The organism is Actinomadura rugatobispora, from assembly GCF_055379765.1.
Map to the genome: position 1 here is coordinate 11398834 of NZ_AP029191.1, position 15831 is coordinate 11414664.

The window sequence follows — 15831 nt, forward strand, 5'->3', positions numbered from 1 at the left end:
CCGCCGCTCACACGGCGCTGTCACGCCGGGGCGAGGCGGCGAACGCCGCGCGCAATCGTCGCACAGCGAACTCCATGGCCTCAGCCCCGGCGTCGAACAGATCGGGCAGCAGGAAGAAGGAATGCACCACGCCCTCGTAGCGGCGCAGCTCCACCGGGACCCCGGCCTCCGTCAGGCGGCGCGCGTACGCCTCGCCCTCGTCCCGCAGGACGTCGTACTCGGCGGTGATCACGGTGGCGGGCGCGGCCCCGGCCAGATCGGGCGCGCGCAGCGGCGCCAGGCGGGGATCGGCGGGGTCGGCGCCGCCGCGGTAGAGCTCCAGGTTGCGGGCCATCCCCTCGGCGTCCAGGCCGTAGCCCCGGCCGTACGCGGCGTAGCTCGGGGTGTCCATGGCGGTGTCGGTCACCGGGTAAACCAGCAACTGGTGGGCCAGGCGGACGCCCCGGTCGCGGGCCATGAGCGCGACGGCGGCGGCCAGGTTGCCGCCCGCGCTGTCACCGGCGACGGCCACCGCCCGCGGATCCACGCCGAACCGCCCGGGCTCGGCGATGGCGGCGGAGGTCACCGCCCAGGCGTCCTCGACGGCGGCCGGGAACGGATGCTCGGGCGCCAGCCGGTAGTCGACGTTCAGGACCGCGCAGCCGGCCTCTGCCGCCAGTTCGCGGCAGGCGGCGTCCACGTTCTCGGGCCCGCCGACCACCCATCCCCCGCCGTGCAGGTAGACCAGCGCGGGCAGCGGCGAGCGGCCCTCGGGACGGTAGAGCCGCAGCGGCACGGGGCCGTCCTCGCCGGGCACGGTCACATCCCGCACCTCGGGCAGCTCTCGGCGCTCCAGGGGGAGCACGGCGCCGACCTGGCGGCGCATCTTCTCGATGGACCGCTCCCACCAGTCCCCGTCCGTACCGTCGCGGGCGTCCGCGCTCGCGGCCTCCTCCGGCTCCGTCCAGGCCCGCAGGAACTCCAGGTACCTGCGCGTCTGCGGATGCAACGGCGCCACCGGGTCAGCGTCCGGAGGCCTCGGCCACCAGCGCCTCGAACAGGCGGCGGTCGTCGCCCTCCTCCGGATGCCACTGCACGCCCAGCCCGAACCGGTGGCCCTGGAGCTCCAGGCCCTCCACGACGTGGTCGTCGGCGCGGGCGACCGGGGTCAGCCCCTTGCCCAGGCGGTGCACGGCCTGGTGGTGGTAGGTGGGCACGTCGGAGGAGTCGCCGAGGATCTTGCCCAGGGTGCTGGTCGGGTCGATCTGCACGCGGTGGTGCCCGACCATCCCGAGGCTGGGGGCGTGGCCCTGGTGGCCGACGGCGTCGGGGAGGTGCTGGATGATCGAGCCGCCGCGCGCCACGTTCAGCACCTGCATGCCCCGGCAGATCGCCAGGAACGGCAGGTCGGCGTCGATCGCGGCGCGGATCAGCGCCAGCTCGAAGCGGTCGCGCTGCGGCTGCGGCGGGCCGGTCTCGTGGTGCCGCTCCGCGCCGTAGAGCTCGGGGTCGACGTCGCCGCCGCCGGCGAACACGATCCCGTCCAGCCGGGCCACGAGCGCGTCCAGCCCGCGCAGGCCGGCGGTCGGCGGCAGCATGACCGGGAAGCCGCCCGAGCGCTCGACGGCGCGCGGGTACGGCGCGGGCAGCAGCGCCGCCTCCCGCACCCACACTCCCCAGCGGGCCGGTTCGAGATAGCTCGTGATGCCGATCAGCGGTGGAGCGTGGGCGGCGTCGCCGGAACCGCCCGGAGCACCGCGGGTCGCCTCTCGCATGCCTGGTCCCTCCCGTTGTGCGCCGGCCACGGCTCGTTTCACGGGTGCGGTGGTCGCACCGCCTCGCGGGTCATCATGTCGCATGACCCCGGTTTTCGGACCGGCCCTCCCCCGGCCTCGTACGGGCCAGCCTGCCGCACGTCCTTGACACGCGCAGGCCGATGGGCCTAGGTCGCCGCCGCCGCGGGCGGACCCGCTCCCGCACGCCGGCGGCCGCGCGCCTCGACCGGCGAATCAGAAATCTCCTCCAAGGGTAGAGAACTCTCCCCCATGACAACAGGCCCCGGACATCAGCGGGCAGGTAACGCTCAACACACCCATTCCCCCTTCCTTTCATGGCATTTATCCGCGTTTGATCACCGAGTCGCCGGCATCCCACCGATACCGACGAGTATTCTTCGCCCGCCGCAATACGGCCCCGTCACGGAGAATCCAGATCACTTCACCCAGCGTCACGACGCGGTGATCCTTCCGCCGAACGTGTTGAGGACCAGGCTCTTCCGGTGCGAGAATCTCAGCGAGCCGGGCACCCCGCGCGCGCCGGAATCAGCGGAACCCGCGAGCCGATGACCGAAAAGGGCCGGGAGGCGAGCTTGGCGAATGTCCTGGGAACCGCACATCATCAAAGAAAGCTTTACCTGGCTGGAACCCGTCGCGGATGACGCCGCCGGTTATTTCTACGGCCGTTTGTTCGCCGCCGAACCCCGTCTCCGAACACTGTTCCCGCCCGCCATGGACGTCCAGCGCCGGCGGCTCTTCCACGCCCTGGCCGCCATGGTCTGGAGTGCGGACAGCCCCGGCGCGCTGGCCGAGACGCTGGGCCGGCTCGGCCGCGGCCACCGCAGGTACGGGGTGCTGCCCGAGCACTACCCCGCCGTCGGCACGGCCCTGATCGCCACGCTGCGCAAGTTCGGCGGGACGGTCTGGACGCCCGAGGCCGAGGCAGCCTGGACCGCCGCCTACCGTTCCGCCGCCGAGATCATGATCGCGGCGGCGGAACGGGACGCCGAGCGGTCCCCCGCCTGGTGGGTCGCCGAGGTCACCGGGCACGACCGCCGCTCCGGCGACCTGGCCGTGCTCGCCCTGCGCCCGGCCCGCCCGCTGCCGTTCGAGCCCGGGCAGTACGTCCCCGTGCAGGTGTCGCGGTGGCCGCGGATCTGGCGGCCCTACTCGCTCGCCGGGGCGCCCCGCCCCGACGGGACGCTGCGCCTGCACGTGCGCGCGGTGCCCGGAGGATGGGTCAGCGGGGCGCTGGTCCGGCACACCCGTCCCGGCGACTCGGTGCTGCTGGGGCCCGCGCTCGGCGGCATGACCCTCGACCCCGGCTCGCGCCGCGACCTCCTCCTCGTCGCCGGCGGCACCGGGCTGGCCCCGCTCAAGGCGATGGCCGAGCGGGTCGCCGTCTCCTCCCGCGACCGCGGCGTCCACCTGGTGGCCGCCGCCCGCACCGAAGGCGACCTCTACGACCTGCCCGACCTGCTGGCACTGGCCTCCGCCTACCCCCGCCTCCAGATCACCCCGATGATCTCCGACGGGCCGCCGGTCCTCGACGAGGTCCCCGGCCTGGACGAGCGGGAGGTCTACGTCGCCGGCCCGGTCGAGATGGTCAGGAGCACGGTCGACGCCCTCCACCGGCTGGACGTGCCGCCCGCCCGCATCCACCACGACCCGCTGGAGGCCGAGTTCACCAGCCCGCGCGCTCCCGCAGGAACACCGACGTCGCCTCGTCCGCCGGATAGAACGACTCGATCGCCAGTTCCGCCACGGTGATGTCGATGGGCGTGCCGAAGGTGGCGACCGTGCTGAAGAACGACAGCTCGCTGTCACCGGACCGGATCCGCAGCGGCACCACGACCCCGTCCCCGGCCGTCACCGGGACGGGGCCGGCCGCCGGCTCCTCCGCCCCCGGGTAGTCCCGCAACTCCCGGTACAGCTGCGCCAGCGACGGGTCGGCCGTGAGCGCCACATGGCGGCGCACCCGCTCGATCATGTGCGCCCGCCACTCCCCCAGGTTGACGATGTTGCGGGCCATCCCGGCGGGATGCATGCTCAGCCGCAGCACGTTCAGCGGCGGCTCCAGCAACTCGGGCGGCGCGCCCTCCATGAAGAACGCGGACGCCGCGTTGGCGTCGATCAGGTTCCAGAACCGGTCGACGACCACCGCCGGGTACGGCTCGTGCCCCCGCAGGACCTGCCGCAGCGCCGCGCGGACCGAGTCCATCCGCGGCTCGGCCATCGAGGTCTCGGCGTACACGGGCGCGTACCCGGCCGCCACCAGCAGCAGATTGCGGTCGCGCAGCGGCACGTCCAGGTGCTCGGCCAGCCGCAGCACCATCTCGCGGCTGGGCGCCGACCGCCCGGTCTCCACGAAGCTCAGGTGCCGGGTGGAGACATCGGCGTCCGAGGCCAGCTCCAGCTGGCTGAGCCGGCGCCGCTGCCGCCAGGCCCGCAACTGCTCGCCCACCGGCCGCACATCACTGAGTGAGGTCGTCATCGTCGTCACGAACCCGACGCTATCCGCCCCTGGTCATGCCGACGATTACCTCCCCGGTAATCGCCAGGTCCTGGTCAGGCGCGTGTTCTGGGCCGAAGGGAGCCAACCGGGGAGCCAACCCAGGCCGACTTGCCGCCTGGCGTCTCGCGCAGGATCAGCGTCGTCAGCAGCAGCTTGCGGTCGGTAAACGTTCTTGCGGCCGAAGATGTCGCCGAGGCGACGCCGGCGGTGGTCCAGCCGACCGCCGCGGCGTCGGCGTCGAAGACCCTCATGAAGGTGGGGATGGCCGCGATCGCCATCGTGGTCTCGAAGAGCTCGATCACGAGCAGGATGCTCAAGAGGCGCGGTCGGGCAGGTGAGCGGTCGTCGTGGTCGGCGCGGTGGTCCGCGACGGTGAAGGGGCGCTTCCTCAGGGCTCCGCGACGATGTGGTTGTGGAGCACTCCGATCTCCTCGACCTCGCAGGCGACGTGGTCGCCGACGGCGACGTCGGCCGCGGGCGGCGGGGTGCCCAGGGCGACCGTGTCGCCCGGGAACAGGCTGATCCGGTGGCTGATGTGGCTGAGCATCTCGCTCGGGGAAAAGCAGAAGTACCTGGTGTTCCCCGACTGGACCCGCACGCCGTTGACCGTGGCGGTGATGGCGAGCCCCTCCATGACCCGCTCTTCGGTCAGGTCGCGGCGGATCCACGGCCCCCATGACGCGAATCCATCGATCGACTTGCCCACCGCCCAGAACCCGAGTGCCCCGTACTCGGGGGCGGTCAGGTCGTTGAACACGGTCCACCCGAAGATCGCCTGCCGTGCCTCGGCCGGTGACGCCTTGCTCAACGGCCGGCCCACGACGACGGCGAGTTCGGACTCGATCTGCATCGGGCCGGTCAGGATCGACGGGCACACGATCTCCGCCCCGTCACCGCCGGCCGAGTTCACGGCCTTGGGCAGCCACAGCGGCTGCCGTTCCGGAGGCCGGGTCGTGCCCGGCTCCAGGAACCCGCCCATCACGTTCACGAGCCGCACACCGGCCAGTGGCGGGCCCAGCGCCAGGTCCTTCCTGGGCAGTGACCGCCCGTTCCGGCGGGGTTCGCCGAAGACGTCGCCCTCCAGTACGAGGAACCGGTCTCCGGCCACCTCGCCGAAGCGGCAGCCGTCACCGAGGACGGCGCGTGCGAGAAGCTTCATCGGCCTCCGTTCTAGCTGATCGCCTTGCCGTCCTTGAGCGCGCCGATCTCCTCCCACGAGAGACCCAGCTCGAGGAGCACCGATTCGGTGTGCTCGCAGTGTTCGGGGGCGCGTGCGGGAGAGCCGGGGTGCCCGTCGAACTGCACGGGCGCCGCCACCATGGGCACCGAGTGGCCGTTACCGAGGTCGACGTCGGCGAGGTAGCCGTTGGCCCGCACCTGCGGGTCGTCCGCAAGCTCGTCCGGACGCACCGACGGAACCCACTCGCCCTCGAAGCCGGCGAGCACCCGGCACCATTCGTCGAGGTCGCGTTCGGCGAAGACGCCTTCGAGCCACCCGACGCACGCCCGGGCGTTCTCCTTCCGGGCCTCCATGGTGGCGAAACGCGGGTCGGCCGCCATCTCCGGCCGGCCGATCGCCTCGCACAGATCCGGCCAGCGGCGCTCGGGGGCGAGCATCTGCAGCGCGATGATCCGGCCGTCGGCCGTGCGGTACGCCTGCATCAGCGGGTTGGGGACCTCGTAGCGGTCCGGCGGCGTCCGCACGGCCCCCGGCCCGCTGACGCAGGCGTTGATCACGTCCATCTGGACCTGCCACAGGCCCGCGGCGAGCAGGGAGGTGTCGACGGTGGACGGCTCGCCGGTGGTCGCGCGCCGGTACAGCGCGGTCCCGATGGCCCCGGCGATGGTCAGCCCGCCGACCACGTCGCCGAACGCGGGCCTGGGCGAGGCCGGCCACTCGTCGCCGGGCCTGGTGAACAGCTGCTGCATTCCGCTGCGGGCCCAGTACGCGCCCGAGTCGTACCCGCCCCGGCCGGCCTCGGGCCCGCGGGGGCCGAACGCCGTGCCGCTCACGTAGATGATCGACGGATTGTCGGCGCGCACGTCCTCGACGTCGATGCGCAGGTTCCGGCGCCCGCCGGGGCGCAGATTCGTCACGAACACGTCCGCCGAGGCGAGCAGCTTGGACAGCAGGCGCCTGCCGTCCGGGTTCTTCAGGTCGATCCCGACCGAGCGCTTCCCGCGGTTGGTGGTCTGGAACTGGACGTCGGCGCCGTGGTGGAGCTTGCGCATGCCGGCCGTGACGAGCCCCCGGTACGGATCACCCGTCTCCGGGTGCTCGACCTTGACGACCTCCGCGCCCCACTCGGTGAGCACGGCCCCGGACATGGGGACGAACACGTGGGAGGCGACCTCCACGATCCGCACGCCGTCCAGCGGTCGTGCCGTCATAGCGCCGTCACCGTCCCGCGCTGCCGACGAAGTCGCCGACCGTCGTCCTCTTCTGCTCCGCGGTGCCGCGGGCGACGATCGAGACGTCGTGGCCCTCGGCCTCCTTCCGCAGCGCACCGACCGTGCACCGCTCGCGGGGGCGGACCGAGAACGGGTCGTAGGAGAACAGCCGCATCGCGTTCAGATGGGTGACCTTGTCGATCTGCTCGTCGGTGAGGCCGTCCAGCATGGCGTGGGCCACTTCGGGGGACTTCGGCCACGTGCTGTCGGAGTGCGGGTAGTCGCACTCCCACGTGACCATGTCCTCGTTCAGGGCGTCGAGGTTGCGGGCGCCGAAGGAGTCCACGATGAAGCACGTGATGATGTGGTCGCGGAACACCTCGCTGGGCAGGCGCCCGCCGAGGTCGGGACGCGTCCAGGCCTTGTGGTGCTCGTAGGTGTAGTCCGCCCGCTCCAGGAAGTAGGGGATCCACCCGATGCCGCCCTCGGCGAGCGCGACCTTGACTCCCCTGAACTTCTGGAAGATCGGGGACCACACCAGGTCGGCGGCGGTGGAGTAGATGTTGATGCCGGAACAGGTGATGCGGACGTTCATCGGCGCGTCCGGCGAGGTCTGCACGTCGACCGACGCGGAGCCGATGTGCATGGTCACGACCGTCCCGGTCTCCTGGCACGCCGCCCAGAACGGGTCCCAGTGGTCGCTGTGCAGCGACGGCAGGCCCAGGGCGTGCGGGTTCATGGAGAAGCTGACGCAGTGCGAGCCCTTGGCGGCGGTGCGGCGGATCTCGTCCGCCATCAGGTGGGGGTCCCAGATCGGCGGGATCGTGCACGGGATGAACCGGCCCGGCTCGGCGCCGCACCAGGCCTCGATGTGCCAGTCGTTGTACGCGCGCACCACGGCGAGCGCGAGGTCGGGATCCTGCTTGGCGCGGCTCGCGAAGAACTGCCCGCAGAACCGGGCCATCGAGGGGAAGTTGAGCGAGCCCAGCACCCCGTTGGCGTTCATGTCCTTGACGCGCTCGTGGACGTCGTAGCAGCCTCGCCGGACCTCCTTGAGGCTCATCGGTTCGAGGCCGTACTCCTCGGGCGGGCGGCCGGCGACCGCGTTCAGCGCCGAGCTGCGCGCCTCGCCCTCAACGAAGACCCACTTGTCGCTGACGTCGTCGGACACCAGCCGCGGGGCCCGGTCGGCGTACCTGGCCGGGATGAAGCCGTCGAACATGTCGGGCGGCTCGATCACGTGGTCGTCCACGCTCACCAGGATCATGTCGTCCTTGTTCATCGGACCTCCTCCTTCGGCGAGTCCAGGTCGCGCCGCCACGACTCCGGCGGCTCCTCGATCCGGTACAGGTGTGCGGCGTTCTCCCAGAGGATCTTCCGGCGCGTCCCGGCCTCGACGTGGCCGAGGCCGGAGTCGATCGTTTCCTGGATGTTGTCGTAGAGGCATGTGACGTGCGGGAAGTCGGTCTCGAACAGGATGTTGTCCAGCGGCATCAGGTCGAGGTAGCGCGTCGGCGCCACCGACTCGAACCAGTACGTCACGTAGACGCTCTGCCGGAACAGCTCCGAGGGCAGCACGTCCCCCGGCTGCCGCTCACGACCCGGCCGGAACGCGCCCAGCCAGCTGTAGTCGGTGGCCTCCAGCATGAACGGGAGCCATCCGATCCCGCTCTCGACCGAGACGAACTTCAGCTCCGGGTAGCGCGTCAGCACGCCCGAGGTGATCAGGTCGGAGCACTGCACGCCGTTCTTCATGAACAGGCTCACCGCCGTGTAGGCCTGCGCGCCCTCGATGCCGTGCTCGGCGTAGCGTTCCGGGGTCGACAGCTCCAGCGTGTCGCCCGCGCTGCCGATGTGGAAGTGGATCGGCAGCCCGGTCGCCCGCGCGGCCTCCCACAGCGGGTTCCAGTGCGGCGCCCCCAGCACCGGAAGCCCGTAGCGCTGGGGCTCGCCGGTGAACAGGATGCCGCGGGCGCCGAGGGGCGCGCAGCGCTCGATCTCCCGCACGGTCGCGTCGATGTCCCAGAACGGCGTGGCGATCACCGGCAGGAGCCGGCGCGCGTCCGCCGACGACCACTCCACGAGGAAGTCGTTGTACGCCGAGACGCACAGCAGCTTCAGCTCCTCGCCGTTCAGCTTCAGGAAGTTCTCGCTGCCGAAGCCGCCGACGTTCGGGTAGAGCACCTGGGCCCAGATGCCCGCCTCGTCCATGTACCGCAACCGCGCGTCCGCCTGGTACGCCCCCGGATGGCAGTCCTCGTAGGTCTGCGGGTAGTCCGGCGGGAACGTCGGCCAACCGGCCACGGCGGTCGCGCCGACCGGCGCGAGCCGCTCCCCGTGGAGCACCCAGGTGTCGGCCGTGCCCTGGCGCACCACCTGCGGAACCTCGTCGCGGTACCGCGCGGGCACCCGGGCCGTCCACACGTCCGGCGGCTCGGTGATGTGAGCGTCCGCATCAATGATCAGATCGACCGTGGCCGGCACATCGACCTCCTGCTCATCGCTTCCACGGCGTGCCTTCGCCGTCGTTCTCCCAGGATCCGGCGGTGCCGCGGCGGGTGTCTCGGCTTGCTCGGCCAAATCCTTGCCCTGCACGGCCAACCCGGTCCCCCGCCCGGCGCGGCTGGCCGGACGCGCGAAACCGGGCGGTCGCTTCCGGACAGGAGCTGGGGTACGGTCCGTTCATGGCCACCCCTGCACAGTGGGACGCTCCTTTGTCTCTTCCGGCCAACCCGACGATCCAGGCCGGCGCCTACTCCCTCGAAGTGGGTGCGGAGGCGGTGACCGGCTGGCACTCCCACGACCTCCACCAGCTCCAGTACGCCTTCGAGGGCATCGCCGAGGTGGAGACGGCGACGGCGCGCTACCTCCTGCCACCGCAGCAGGCCGTGTGGATCCCCGCCGGCGTGGAGCACAGCACCACCCTCACCCACGTCAAGGCGGTCTCGGTGTTCTTCGCCCCCGAGATGGGGCTCGCGGCGGGCGACCGGGTCAGGATCCTCGCCGCCGCACCGGTGATCCGGGAGATGATCCTCTACGCCAAGCGGTGGCCGATCGGCCGCGAGACGACCGACCCGATGGCCGGCGCCTTCTTCGAGGCGCTGGCCTACCTCGTCGTCGAATGGCTGGACCACGAGACCCCGTTGTGCCTGCCGACCACCCGGGACCCGCTGATCGCCGCGGCCATGGACTACACCAACGAGAACCTGGCCGAGGTGACCCTGCAGCGGGTCTGCGCCGCGGTCGGGACCTCCGAGCGAACGCTGCGGCGGGCCTTCCCCGCCGCGACCGGCATGTCCTGGCGCCAGTACCTTCTCGAAAGCCGGCTGCTCAAGTCGATGGCGCTGCTCGCCGAGGACGACGAGAACGTCCTCACGATCGCAGTGGCCGTGGGGTTCCAGAGCGTGAGCGCCTTCACCCGCGCCTTCGGGCGCTACGCGGGCGAGACGCCCACCGCGTACCGCCGGCGGATCCGCACCGGGCACGCCGCCACCGCGACGGCGGAGTCCTGGACGGCCGAGCTGGCCGCGCGTTCGGTCCGGCGGTGGTCCCACCAGTGCGACATCCCCAGGGCGGTGTGACGGCGACGGCCGGCGGACGCGGAACCGTGTCAGTCGGCCCGGAGAATGACGACGGCGGGCTCATGGAAAAAGCTGCCGCCCGGGCACACCAGCGCCGTCCTGGCCCCCGGGACCTGGCGATCGCCTTCGGTCCCGCGCAACTGGCGTACCGCTTCGGCGTAGAAGTTGAAGCCGCCGGCGCGCCCCTGGGAGAGACCGCCTCCGTTGGTACTGACCAGCGTGCGCCCGCGCAGGCGGAGGATGTTCCGCTCCGCGTCCCAGGACGACTCGAACAGCTCGCTCGCCTCGCCGGGCCCGCAGAAGCCGGCCGCCTCGGTGAGCGCGACGGCGTTGAGGGTGAAACCGTCGTACGGGAAGAACAGATCGAGATCGTCCACCGTGAGTGAGCTGCGACGCCAGGCGCCGTCCATCGCCACCCACGCCGCGTTCTCCGTCCAGCCCAGGCTGTTCTCGTAGAACTCGCCGACACGGGTGCCGCCGAGCGACATCGCCTCGACGTACACCGGCCTGGCCCGCAGATCCCGCGCCCGCTCGGCGGTCGTGATGATCAGCGCCTCGGCGCAGTCGGCCGGATAGTCCATGTCGAGCAGTCGCAGCGGTTCCCAGACCATCCGGGACGCGTGGTAGTCGTCCATGGTGATGGGGGTGCGCTGCAGCGCGTTCGGGTTCGTCGAGGCGTGGGTGCGGTTGTTCACCGCGAGCCGTCCGAAGACGTCCTTGGACGCGCCGAAGTCGTGCATGTAGCGCGCCGCCCAGGCGGCGTACACCTCGGCGCTGTGCAACCAGCGGCGGGCGAAGTCGCCCCTTCCGACCGGGCCGCGCTTCAGTTCGGCCGCCCGCCGCCGGAACGGGTCCTGGGCGGCGGACCGCGACATCCCCGGCCCGCGCGTGTAGACCTGAACCACCAGCGCCACGTCGCAGAGCCCGGAGAACACGGCCTCGGCGGCGTGGACGAAACAGGAGCCGAGCCAGCCGTTCATGACCCACGTCGCCCTCTCGACCCCCAGCGCGCCCTGCAGCGCGAGGAAACCGGCGCCGCCCGCCATGGGGTCCATGGCGCTGCCGCAGATGCCGTCGATCTCCTGGAGGCCGATGCCCGCGTCCCGGACGGCGTTGATCGCCGCTTCGAGGCCGAGGGACAACTCCGTGCGCGCGAGATCGCGCCCGTAGGGCGTCGACCCGACGCCGACCACGGCGATGCCGTCCCTCAGCGGGTTGCGGGCCATCCCTGCTCCCGTTCTCGGTCGCGTTCAGCGGGCTCGAACGCCGGGCGGGCGAGCCCGTCGCGCTCGATCCAGGTGAGCCGGACCGGCATGTCGAGCCCGATGTCGTCGAGCGGGCAGTTCACGAGCGGCGCCAGGTAGCGCAGGCCCCGCTGCTCGCTGAGCTCGACGGCCGCCGCCACCGGCGTCCCCGGGTCCGCGCGAGGATCGCGCGCCTGATGGATCAGCGTGAGCATGAAGACGGAACCGTCACCGCTCACCTCGGTCGGCACCACGTCCCAGGACCAGCACCGCGGGCACAGCGGCCGGTGCGGGTACACCCAGCGGCCGCACTCCGAGCAGCGGTTGATCAGCAGCCTCCGTGCCAGCAGCCCGCGGTAGTGCTCGATGTTGTCCCGGTCGATGGGCACCGTGGGGAACGCGGCGAAGACGTCCGCGTCGGTCACCTCATCCACGGTCGCGCCTCGCCGCGCGAGGCATGCCCGCGAACGGGCGGTGCCGTACCGAGTCGTTCGCTCGCACGCCTGTTCGCACCGTCCTTCTTTCCCGCCCGTCCGCGGTCGCTGTGCTCTCCAGGATCGAGCGTCTGCCCGCGCCCGTCTTCTCGCGCCCGGCCAAATCATTGCCCGCGGCGGCCACGCGACCGCGGCGGCCGAAAGGGGCAAGCAGTTGGCCGAGCGCGCAAAGACAACCGAGGTCCGGCCGTGTTGATGATGATCCGAGACCGCGTCGGGGTGAACCAGGAGGACGGGAATGCCTCACAGGGCAGCTGATGATCGATGGTGACCGCCGGCTCCGGACCGCAGCGCCGGTTGTACGAGCTGATGACGCTCATGAAGGCGGCCGACGATCGCCTGAGCAAGGGGATCGCCTCGGGCGAGCTCGTCTGCGTCTACTGGCCTCCACGGGGGCAGGAGGCCATCGCCGCCGCGATGGGCGTGTGCCTCCGCCCGAACGACCAGCTGGTCACGACCTACCGGGGGCTGCACGACCTCATCGGCAAGGGCGTGCCGCTGGTGGAGATCTACGGCGAGATGCTGGGCCGCCAGGTGGGATCGAGCCGGGGCAAGGGCGGGACGATGCACATCGCCCGCCCGGAATCCGGTGTCATGCTGTCGACGGGAATCGTGGGGGCCGGACCGCCCGTCGCGGTGGGGCTGGCGATGGCCGCGCGGCGCAAGGGCCTGGACCGGGTCGTCGTCGCGAGCTTCGGTGACGGGGCCACCAACACCGGCTCCTTCCACGAGGCCGCGAACATGGCGGCGCTGTGGGACCTGCCGATCGTGCTGCTCTGCCAGAACAACCGCTACGCCGAGTCGACGCCGACCGAGCACACGATGAGGATCGAGCGGCTGGCCGACCGGGCGGGCGGCTACGGGATGCCGGGCGTCCGCGTCGACGGCAACGACCCCCTCGCCGTCACCGCCGCGCTGGGCGAAGCCGTGGAGCATGCGCGCACCGGCGGCCCGACCTTCCTCGACTGCGTCACCTTCCGGTTCCGGGGCCACTACTTCGGCGACCCCATGGCCTACATGCCGGACGGGCGGCTGGCCGCCGCGATGGACGCCGACCCCGTGCCCCTGTTCGGGGAGCGCCTGATCAAGGCCGGAATCTGCGGCCGGCGCGACCTCGACGAGATCGACGGTGCCGCGGTCAGGACGGTCGAGGAGGCGCTGGCCACCGTGCTGGCGGCGCCGGCCACGCCGGCCGGCGAACTCGACCGGGACGTCTACGCCGACGCCCGGAACTGCCCCGAATAGAGGTGGACGTGGAAGAACGACGGATGACGATGCGCGAGGCGCTGAACCTCGCGCTGGACCAGGCGCTGGCGCGCGACGAGCGCGTCTTCCTGCTGGGTGAGGACATCGCCGATCCGGGCGCCACGGGCCCGACCGCGGGGCTGTCGACCAGGTACGGCGCCGACCGGGTGCTCGACACGCCGATCTCCGAGTCGGCGATCGTCGGCGCGGCCGTCGGCGCCGCCATGGAGGGGTTCCGCCCGGTCGCCGAGATCATGATCATGGACTTCATCGGGATCGCCGCCGACCAGCTCGTCAACAACGGCGCGAAGCTGCGGTTCATGACCGGCGGGCGGACCGCGGCGCCCATCACGGTGCGGACGCAGGTCTACGGCGGCCTGGGCACCGGGGCGACGCACTCCCAGTCGCTGGAGGCGTGGTTCATGCACATCCCCGGCCTCAAGGTGATCGTGCCCTCGACCCCGCGCGACGGCAAGGGCCTGCTCACCTCGGCGATCTTCGACGACGACCCGTGCGTCTTCGTCGAGACGATCCGGCTCCAGGGCCGGCGCGGAATGGTGCCGGTCGACCCGGAGTTCGCGATCCCGCTCGGCGAGGCCGAGGTGAAGCGGCCGGGCACCGACGTGACGCTGATCGGCTACGGCCGCGGCGTGGTGGAGATGCTGGACGCGGCCGCCGCGCTCGAGGCCGGGGACGTCAGCGCGGAGGTCCTCGACCTGCGCACCCTCGTCCCGCTCGACGTGCCGGCGATGGTCGAGTCCGTGGGCCGCACGCGACGGGCCGTCGTCGTGCACGACGCCGTGCGGTTCGCCGGGCCGGGAGCGGAGATCGCCGCGATCCTGCACCGCGAGCTGTTCGACGTGCTGGAGGCTCCGGTGGAGCGGGTGGGGGCCCGGTTCGTACCGAACCCGGCGCCGCCCGCGCTGGAGTCGCAGATCTATCCGAGCGCCGACCGCGTCGTCGCGGCCGCCGAGCGGACGCTGGCGCCGGCGGCTCGGGCGGGTGCCCGTGGCTGACTTCACGGTCCGGATCCCGCGCGTCTCGGTCGCGATCTCCGAGGCGGAGCTGGTCGAGCTCCTCGTCCCGGACGGAGGGGAGGCCCGGGAGGGCGAGCTGCTGTTCGTCATCGCGACCGACAAGGTCGACTCCGAGATCGAGGCCGGCGCGTCCGGCACGGTGCACTGGAGCGGCGCCGTCGGGACCGTCTACGAGATCGGCGCCGAGATCGGCACGATCCGTTCCCCGGGCTGATCCGCACAGCAGAGGAGGTTGATGCCGATGGCCGCCACCCACGAGCCCCGGCCCGTCCCGTTCGCGATGCGCGACCCGCTGCGCGTTCCGCGCGAGCGCTACTACGACCGGGAGTTCTTCGAGCTCGAGAAGGAGCACCTGTGGCCGCGCGTCTGGCAGATGGCGTGCCGGCTGGAGGAGATCCCGCGTCCGGGGGACTTCGTCGAGTACGAGATCTGCGACCAGTCGATCCTGGTGGTGCGCCAGGACGACCGGTCGGTCAAGGCGTTCCACAACGCGTGCCGCCATCGGGCGACGCAGCTGTGCGAGGGCTCCGGGCGGCTCACCGGCAAGCAGATCGTGTGCCCGTTCCACGGCTGGCGCTGGAACCTCGACGGCAGCAACTCCTTCGTGTACGGCGCGGACGGATTCGCCCCGGAGTGCCTGCGCCCGGAGGACATCCGGCTGCGCGAGTGCCAGGTCGACACCTGGGGCGCCTGCGTCTGGATCAACATGGACCCGGACGCCCGCCCGCTGCGGGAGGCGCTGTCACCGGCGGCGGAACTGCTGGACGCGGTCGGCGCCGAGCACATGCGAGTGTGGTGGTGGAAGGAGACCATCCTCAACGCGAACTGGAAGATGGCCCAGGAAGCGTTCCACGAGGGCTACCACGTGGCGGCCACGCACCCGCAGCTCACCTTCGGCCTGGGCGAGGACTACCCGACCGGCAACGTCGAGTACACCGCCTTCGGCAACGGCCACGCCCGGTTCCAGGGCCGGTTCGACCCCACGGCCGGCGGCGTCTCCCAGGGGCGGGGCGCGGAGGCGTTCCTGGAACGGTCTCGGACGCTGTGGGAGGGCCAGGACGCGATGACGCTCGAACGCGACCTGCACGTCTTCCGGGGGGTGAAGAACCGGGTCCCGCCCGGCGAGGACTTCGCCACGGCCGCGATCAAGGCGTTGTTCGACTACGCCGAAGGCGCCGGCATCCCGCTCCGCCCGACGCCGGAGGGCGTGCGGCTGTGGGGCGGCCAGGTGTTCCTGTTCCCGAACTTCATGATCCTTCCGCAGTTCGGCAACGCGCTCTCGTACCGGGTCCGGCCCCACGGCGACGACCCCGAGCAGTGCCGGTTCGAAGTGTGGTCCCTGACCATGTACCCCGAGGGCGAGGAACCCGGCAGGGCCGCGCTCAAGGGCCGGTTCGCGCCCGATGACACCGACAACTGGGGCCTGATCCCGCGCCAGGACTTCGGCAACATCGCCCGCCAGCAGCGGGGCGTCCATTCCCGCGGCCACCGCGAGCACCGCCTCGCCACCGAATGGGAGCGGGCGATCAGCAACATGCACGTCGAACTCGACCGGCACCTCGCCCGCTGA

General features: G+C 71.8%; 16 protein-coding genes. 6 read left to right on the forward strand and 10 right to left on the reverse strand.

Going from position 1 to position 15831, the window contains the following annotated elements; translation table 11 throughout:
- Positions 1–7: 7 nt before the first annotated feature.
- Positions 8–997, reverse strand: a complete 990-nt coding sequence (locus tag ACZ466_RS51090) for an alpha/beta hydrolase (RefSeq protein WP_378282878.1) — start codon at positions 995–997, stop codon at positions 8–10.
- A 4-nt stretch (positions 998–1001) separates the two neighbouring features.
- Entirely contained in the window at positions 1002–1754 is a 753-nt protein-coding gene (locus tag ACZ466_RS51095; protein ID WP_378282877.1) for a gamma-glutamyl-gamma-aminobutyrate hydrolase family protein, read from the reverse strand.
- Positions 1755–2354: 600 nt separating this feature from the next.
- On the opposite strand from ACZ466_RS51095, the gene ACZ466_RS51100 reads away from it, so the two are divergent.
- The gene (locus ACZ466_RS51100; protein WP_378282876.1) at positions 2355–3524 is read left to right on the forward strand and encodes a globin domain-containing protein; all 1170 of its coding nucleotides are present in this window, start codon (positions 2355–2357) and stop codon (positions 3522–3524) included.
- Here the strand turns inward: ACZ466_RS51100 and ACZ466_RS51105 are convergent.
- From ACZ466_RS51105 to ACZ466_RS51130, 6 genes are all read right to left on the reverse strand, one after another.
- Positions 3439–4248: a helix-turn-helix domain-containing protein gene (locus ACZ466_RS51105; protein WP_378282894.1), complete on the reverse strand. Its 810-nt coding sequence runs from the start codon at positions 4246–4248 to the stop codon at positions 3439–3441. The genes ACZ466_RS51100 and ACZ466_RS51105 overlap by 86 nt on opposite strands.
- Positions 4249–4322: 74 nt before the next feature.
- Positions 4323–4571: a hypothetical protein gene (locus tag ACZ466_RS51110; RefSeq protein ID WP_378282875.1), complete on the reverse strand. Its 249-nt coding sequence runs from the start codon at positions 4569–4571 to the stop codon at positions 4323–4325.
- 86 nt (positions 4572–4657) lie between these two features.
- Positions 4658–5428, reverse strand: a complete 771-nt coding sequence (locus tag ACZ466_RS51115; protein WP_378282874.1) for a fumarylacetoacetate hydrolase family protein — start codon at positions 5426–5428, stop codon at positions 4658–4660.
- An 11-nt stretch (positions 5429–5439) separates the two neighbouring features.
- Entirely contained in the window at positions 5440–6660 is a 1221-nt protein-coding gene (locus tag ACZ466_RS51120) for a CaiB/BaiF CoA transferase family protein (RefSeq protein WP_378282873.1), read from the reverse strand.
- 7 nt (positions 6661–6667) lie between these two features.
- The gene (locus ACZ466_RS51125) at positions 6668–7942 is read right to left on the reverse strand and encodes an amidohydrolase family protein (RefSeq protein ID WP_378282872.1); all 1275 of its coding nucleotides are present in this window, start codon (positions 7940–7942) and stop codon (positions 6668–6670) included.
- Positions 7939–9144 (reverse strand): amidohydrolase family protein, encoded by a 1206-nt coding sequence (locus tag ACZ466_RS51130; RefSeq protein WP_378282871.1) that lies wholly within the window; start codon positions 9142–9144, stop codon positions 7939–7941. Before ACZ466_RS51130 ends, ACZ466_RS51125 begins: the two co-directional genes overlap by 4 nt.
- A 200-nt stretch (positions 9145–9344) precedes the next feature.
- Here ACZ466_RS51130 and ACZ466_RS51135 point away from each other — a divergent pair, with 200 nt between their 5' ends.
- Positions 9345–10241 (forward strand): helix-turn-helix transcriptional regulator, encoded by an 897-nt coding sequence (locus ACZ466_RS51135; protein WP_378282870.1) that lies wholly within the window; start codon positions 9345–9347, stop codon positions 10239–10241.
- Positions 10242–10270: 29 nt separating this feature from the next.
- On the opposite strand, the gene ACZ466_RS51140 is transcribed toward ACZ466_RS51135, so the two are convergent.
- Together ACZ466_RS51140 and ACZ466_RS51145 are read right to left on the reverse strand one after the other, a co-directional pair.
- Entirely contained in the window at positions 10271–11467 is a 1197-nt protein-coding gene (locus ACZ466_RS51140) for a thiolase family protein (RefSeq protein WP_378282869.1), read from the reverse strand.
- Complete coding sequence (locus ACZ466_RS51145) at positions 11449–11910, reverse strand: Zn-ribbon domain-containing OB-fold protein (RefSeq protein ID WP_378282868.1); 462 nt, start codon at positions 11908–11910, stop codon at positions 11449–11451. The genes ACZ466_RS51140 and ACZ466_RS51145 overlap by 19 nt, the downstream gene beginning before the upstream one ends.
- Before the next feature lie 333 nt (positions 11911–12243).
- Here ACZ466_RS51145 and ACZ466_RS51150 point away from each other — a divergent pair, with 333 nt between their 5' ends.
- The 4 genes from ACZ466_RS51150 to ACZ466_RS51165 are packed head-to-tail and all read left to right on the forward strand — an operon-like array spanning position 12244 to position 15831.
- Complete coding sequence (locus ACZ466_RS51150) at positions 12244–13224, forward strand: thiamine pyrophosphate-dependent dehydrogenase E1 component subunit alpha (RefSeq protein WP_378282867.1); 981 nt, start codon at positions 12244–12246, stop codon at positions 13222–13224.
- Between the two features lie 8 nt (positions 13225–13232).
- Positions 13233–14240, forward strand: coding sequence for an alpha-ketoacid dehydrogenase subunit beta (locus ACZ466_RS51155; protein ID WP_378282866.1), 1008 nt, complete (start codon positions 13233–13235; stop codon positions 14238–14240).
- On the forward strand, positions 14233–14475 hold the full coding sequence (locus tag ACZ466_RS51160; RefSeq protein WP_378282865.1) for a lipoyl domain-containing protein: 243 nt from the start codon (positions 14233–14235) through the stop codon (positions 14473–14475). Before ACZ466_RS51155 ends, ACZ466_RS51160 begins: the two co-directional genes overlap by 8 nt.
- A gap of 27 nt (positions 14476–14502) precedes the next feature.
- On the forward strand, positions 14503–15831 hold the full coding sequence (locus ACZ466_RS51165; RefSeq protein WP_464042230.1) for an aromatic ring-hydroxylating oxygenase subunit alpha: 1329 nt from the start codon (positions 14503–14505) through the stop codon (positions 15829–15831).

Bases quoted from the DNA above. Each gene is read 5' to 3' on its own strand.
- ACZ466_RS51105 (WP_378282894.1), bottom strand. From the start codon at position 4,248: ATGACGACCTCACTCAGTGATGTGCGGCCGGTGGGCGAGCAGTTGCGG.
- ACZ466_RS51100 (WP_378282876.1), top strand. From the start codon at position 2,355: ATGTCCTGGGAACCGCACATCATCAAAGAAAGCTTTACCTGGCTGGAA.
- ACZ466_RS51120 (WP_378282873.1), bottom strand. From the start codon at position 6,660: ATGACGGCACGACCGCTGGACGGCGTGCGGATCGTGGAGGTCGCCTCC.
- ACZ466_RS51150 (WP_378282867.1), top strand. From the start codon at position 12,244: ATGGTGACCGCCGGCTCCGGACCGCAGCGCCGGTTGTACGAGCTGATG.
- ACZ466_RS51140 (WP_378282869.1), bottom strand. From the start codon at position 11,467: ATGGCCCGCAACCCGCTGAGGGACGGCATCGCCGTGGTCGGCGTCGGG.
- ACZ466_RS51125 (WP_378282872.1), bottom strand. From the start codon at position 7,942: ATGAACAAGGACGACATGATCCTGGTGAGCGTGGACGACCACGTGATC.
- ACZ466_RS51115 (WP_378282874.1), bottom strand. From the start codon at position 5,428: ATGAAGCTTCTCGCACGCGCCGTCCTCGGTGACGGCTGCCGCTTCGGC.
- ACZ466_RS51095 (WP_378282877.1), bottom strand. From the start codon at position 1,754: ATGCGAGAGGCGACCCGCGGTGCTCCGGGCGGTTCCGGCGACGCCGCC.
- ACZ466_RS51135 (WP_378282870.1), top strand. From the start codon at position 9,345: ATGGCCACCCCTGCACAGTGGGACGCTCCTTTGTCTCTTCCGGCCAAC.
- ACZ466_RS51165 (WP_464042230.1), top strand. From the start codon at position 14,503: ATGGCCGCCACCCACGAGCCCCGGCCCGTCCCGTTCGCGATGCGCGAC.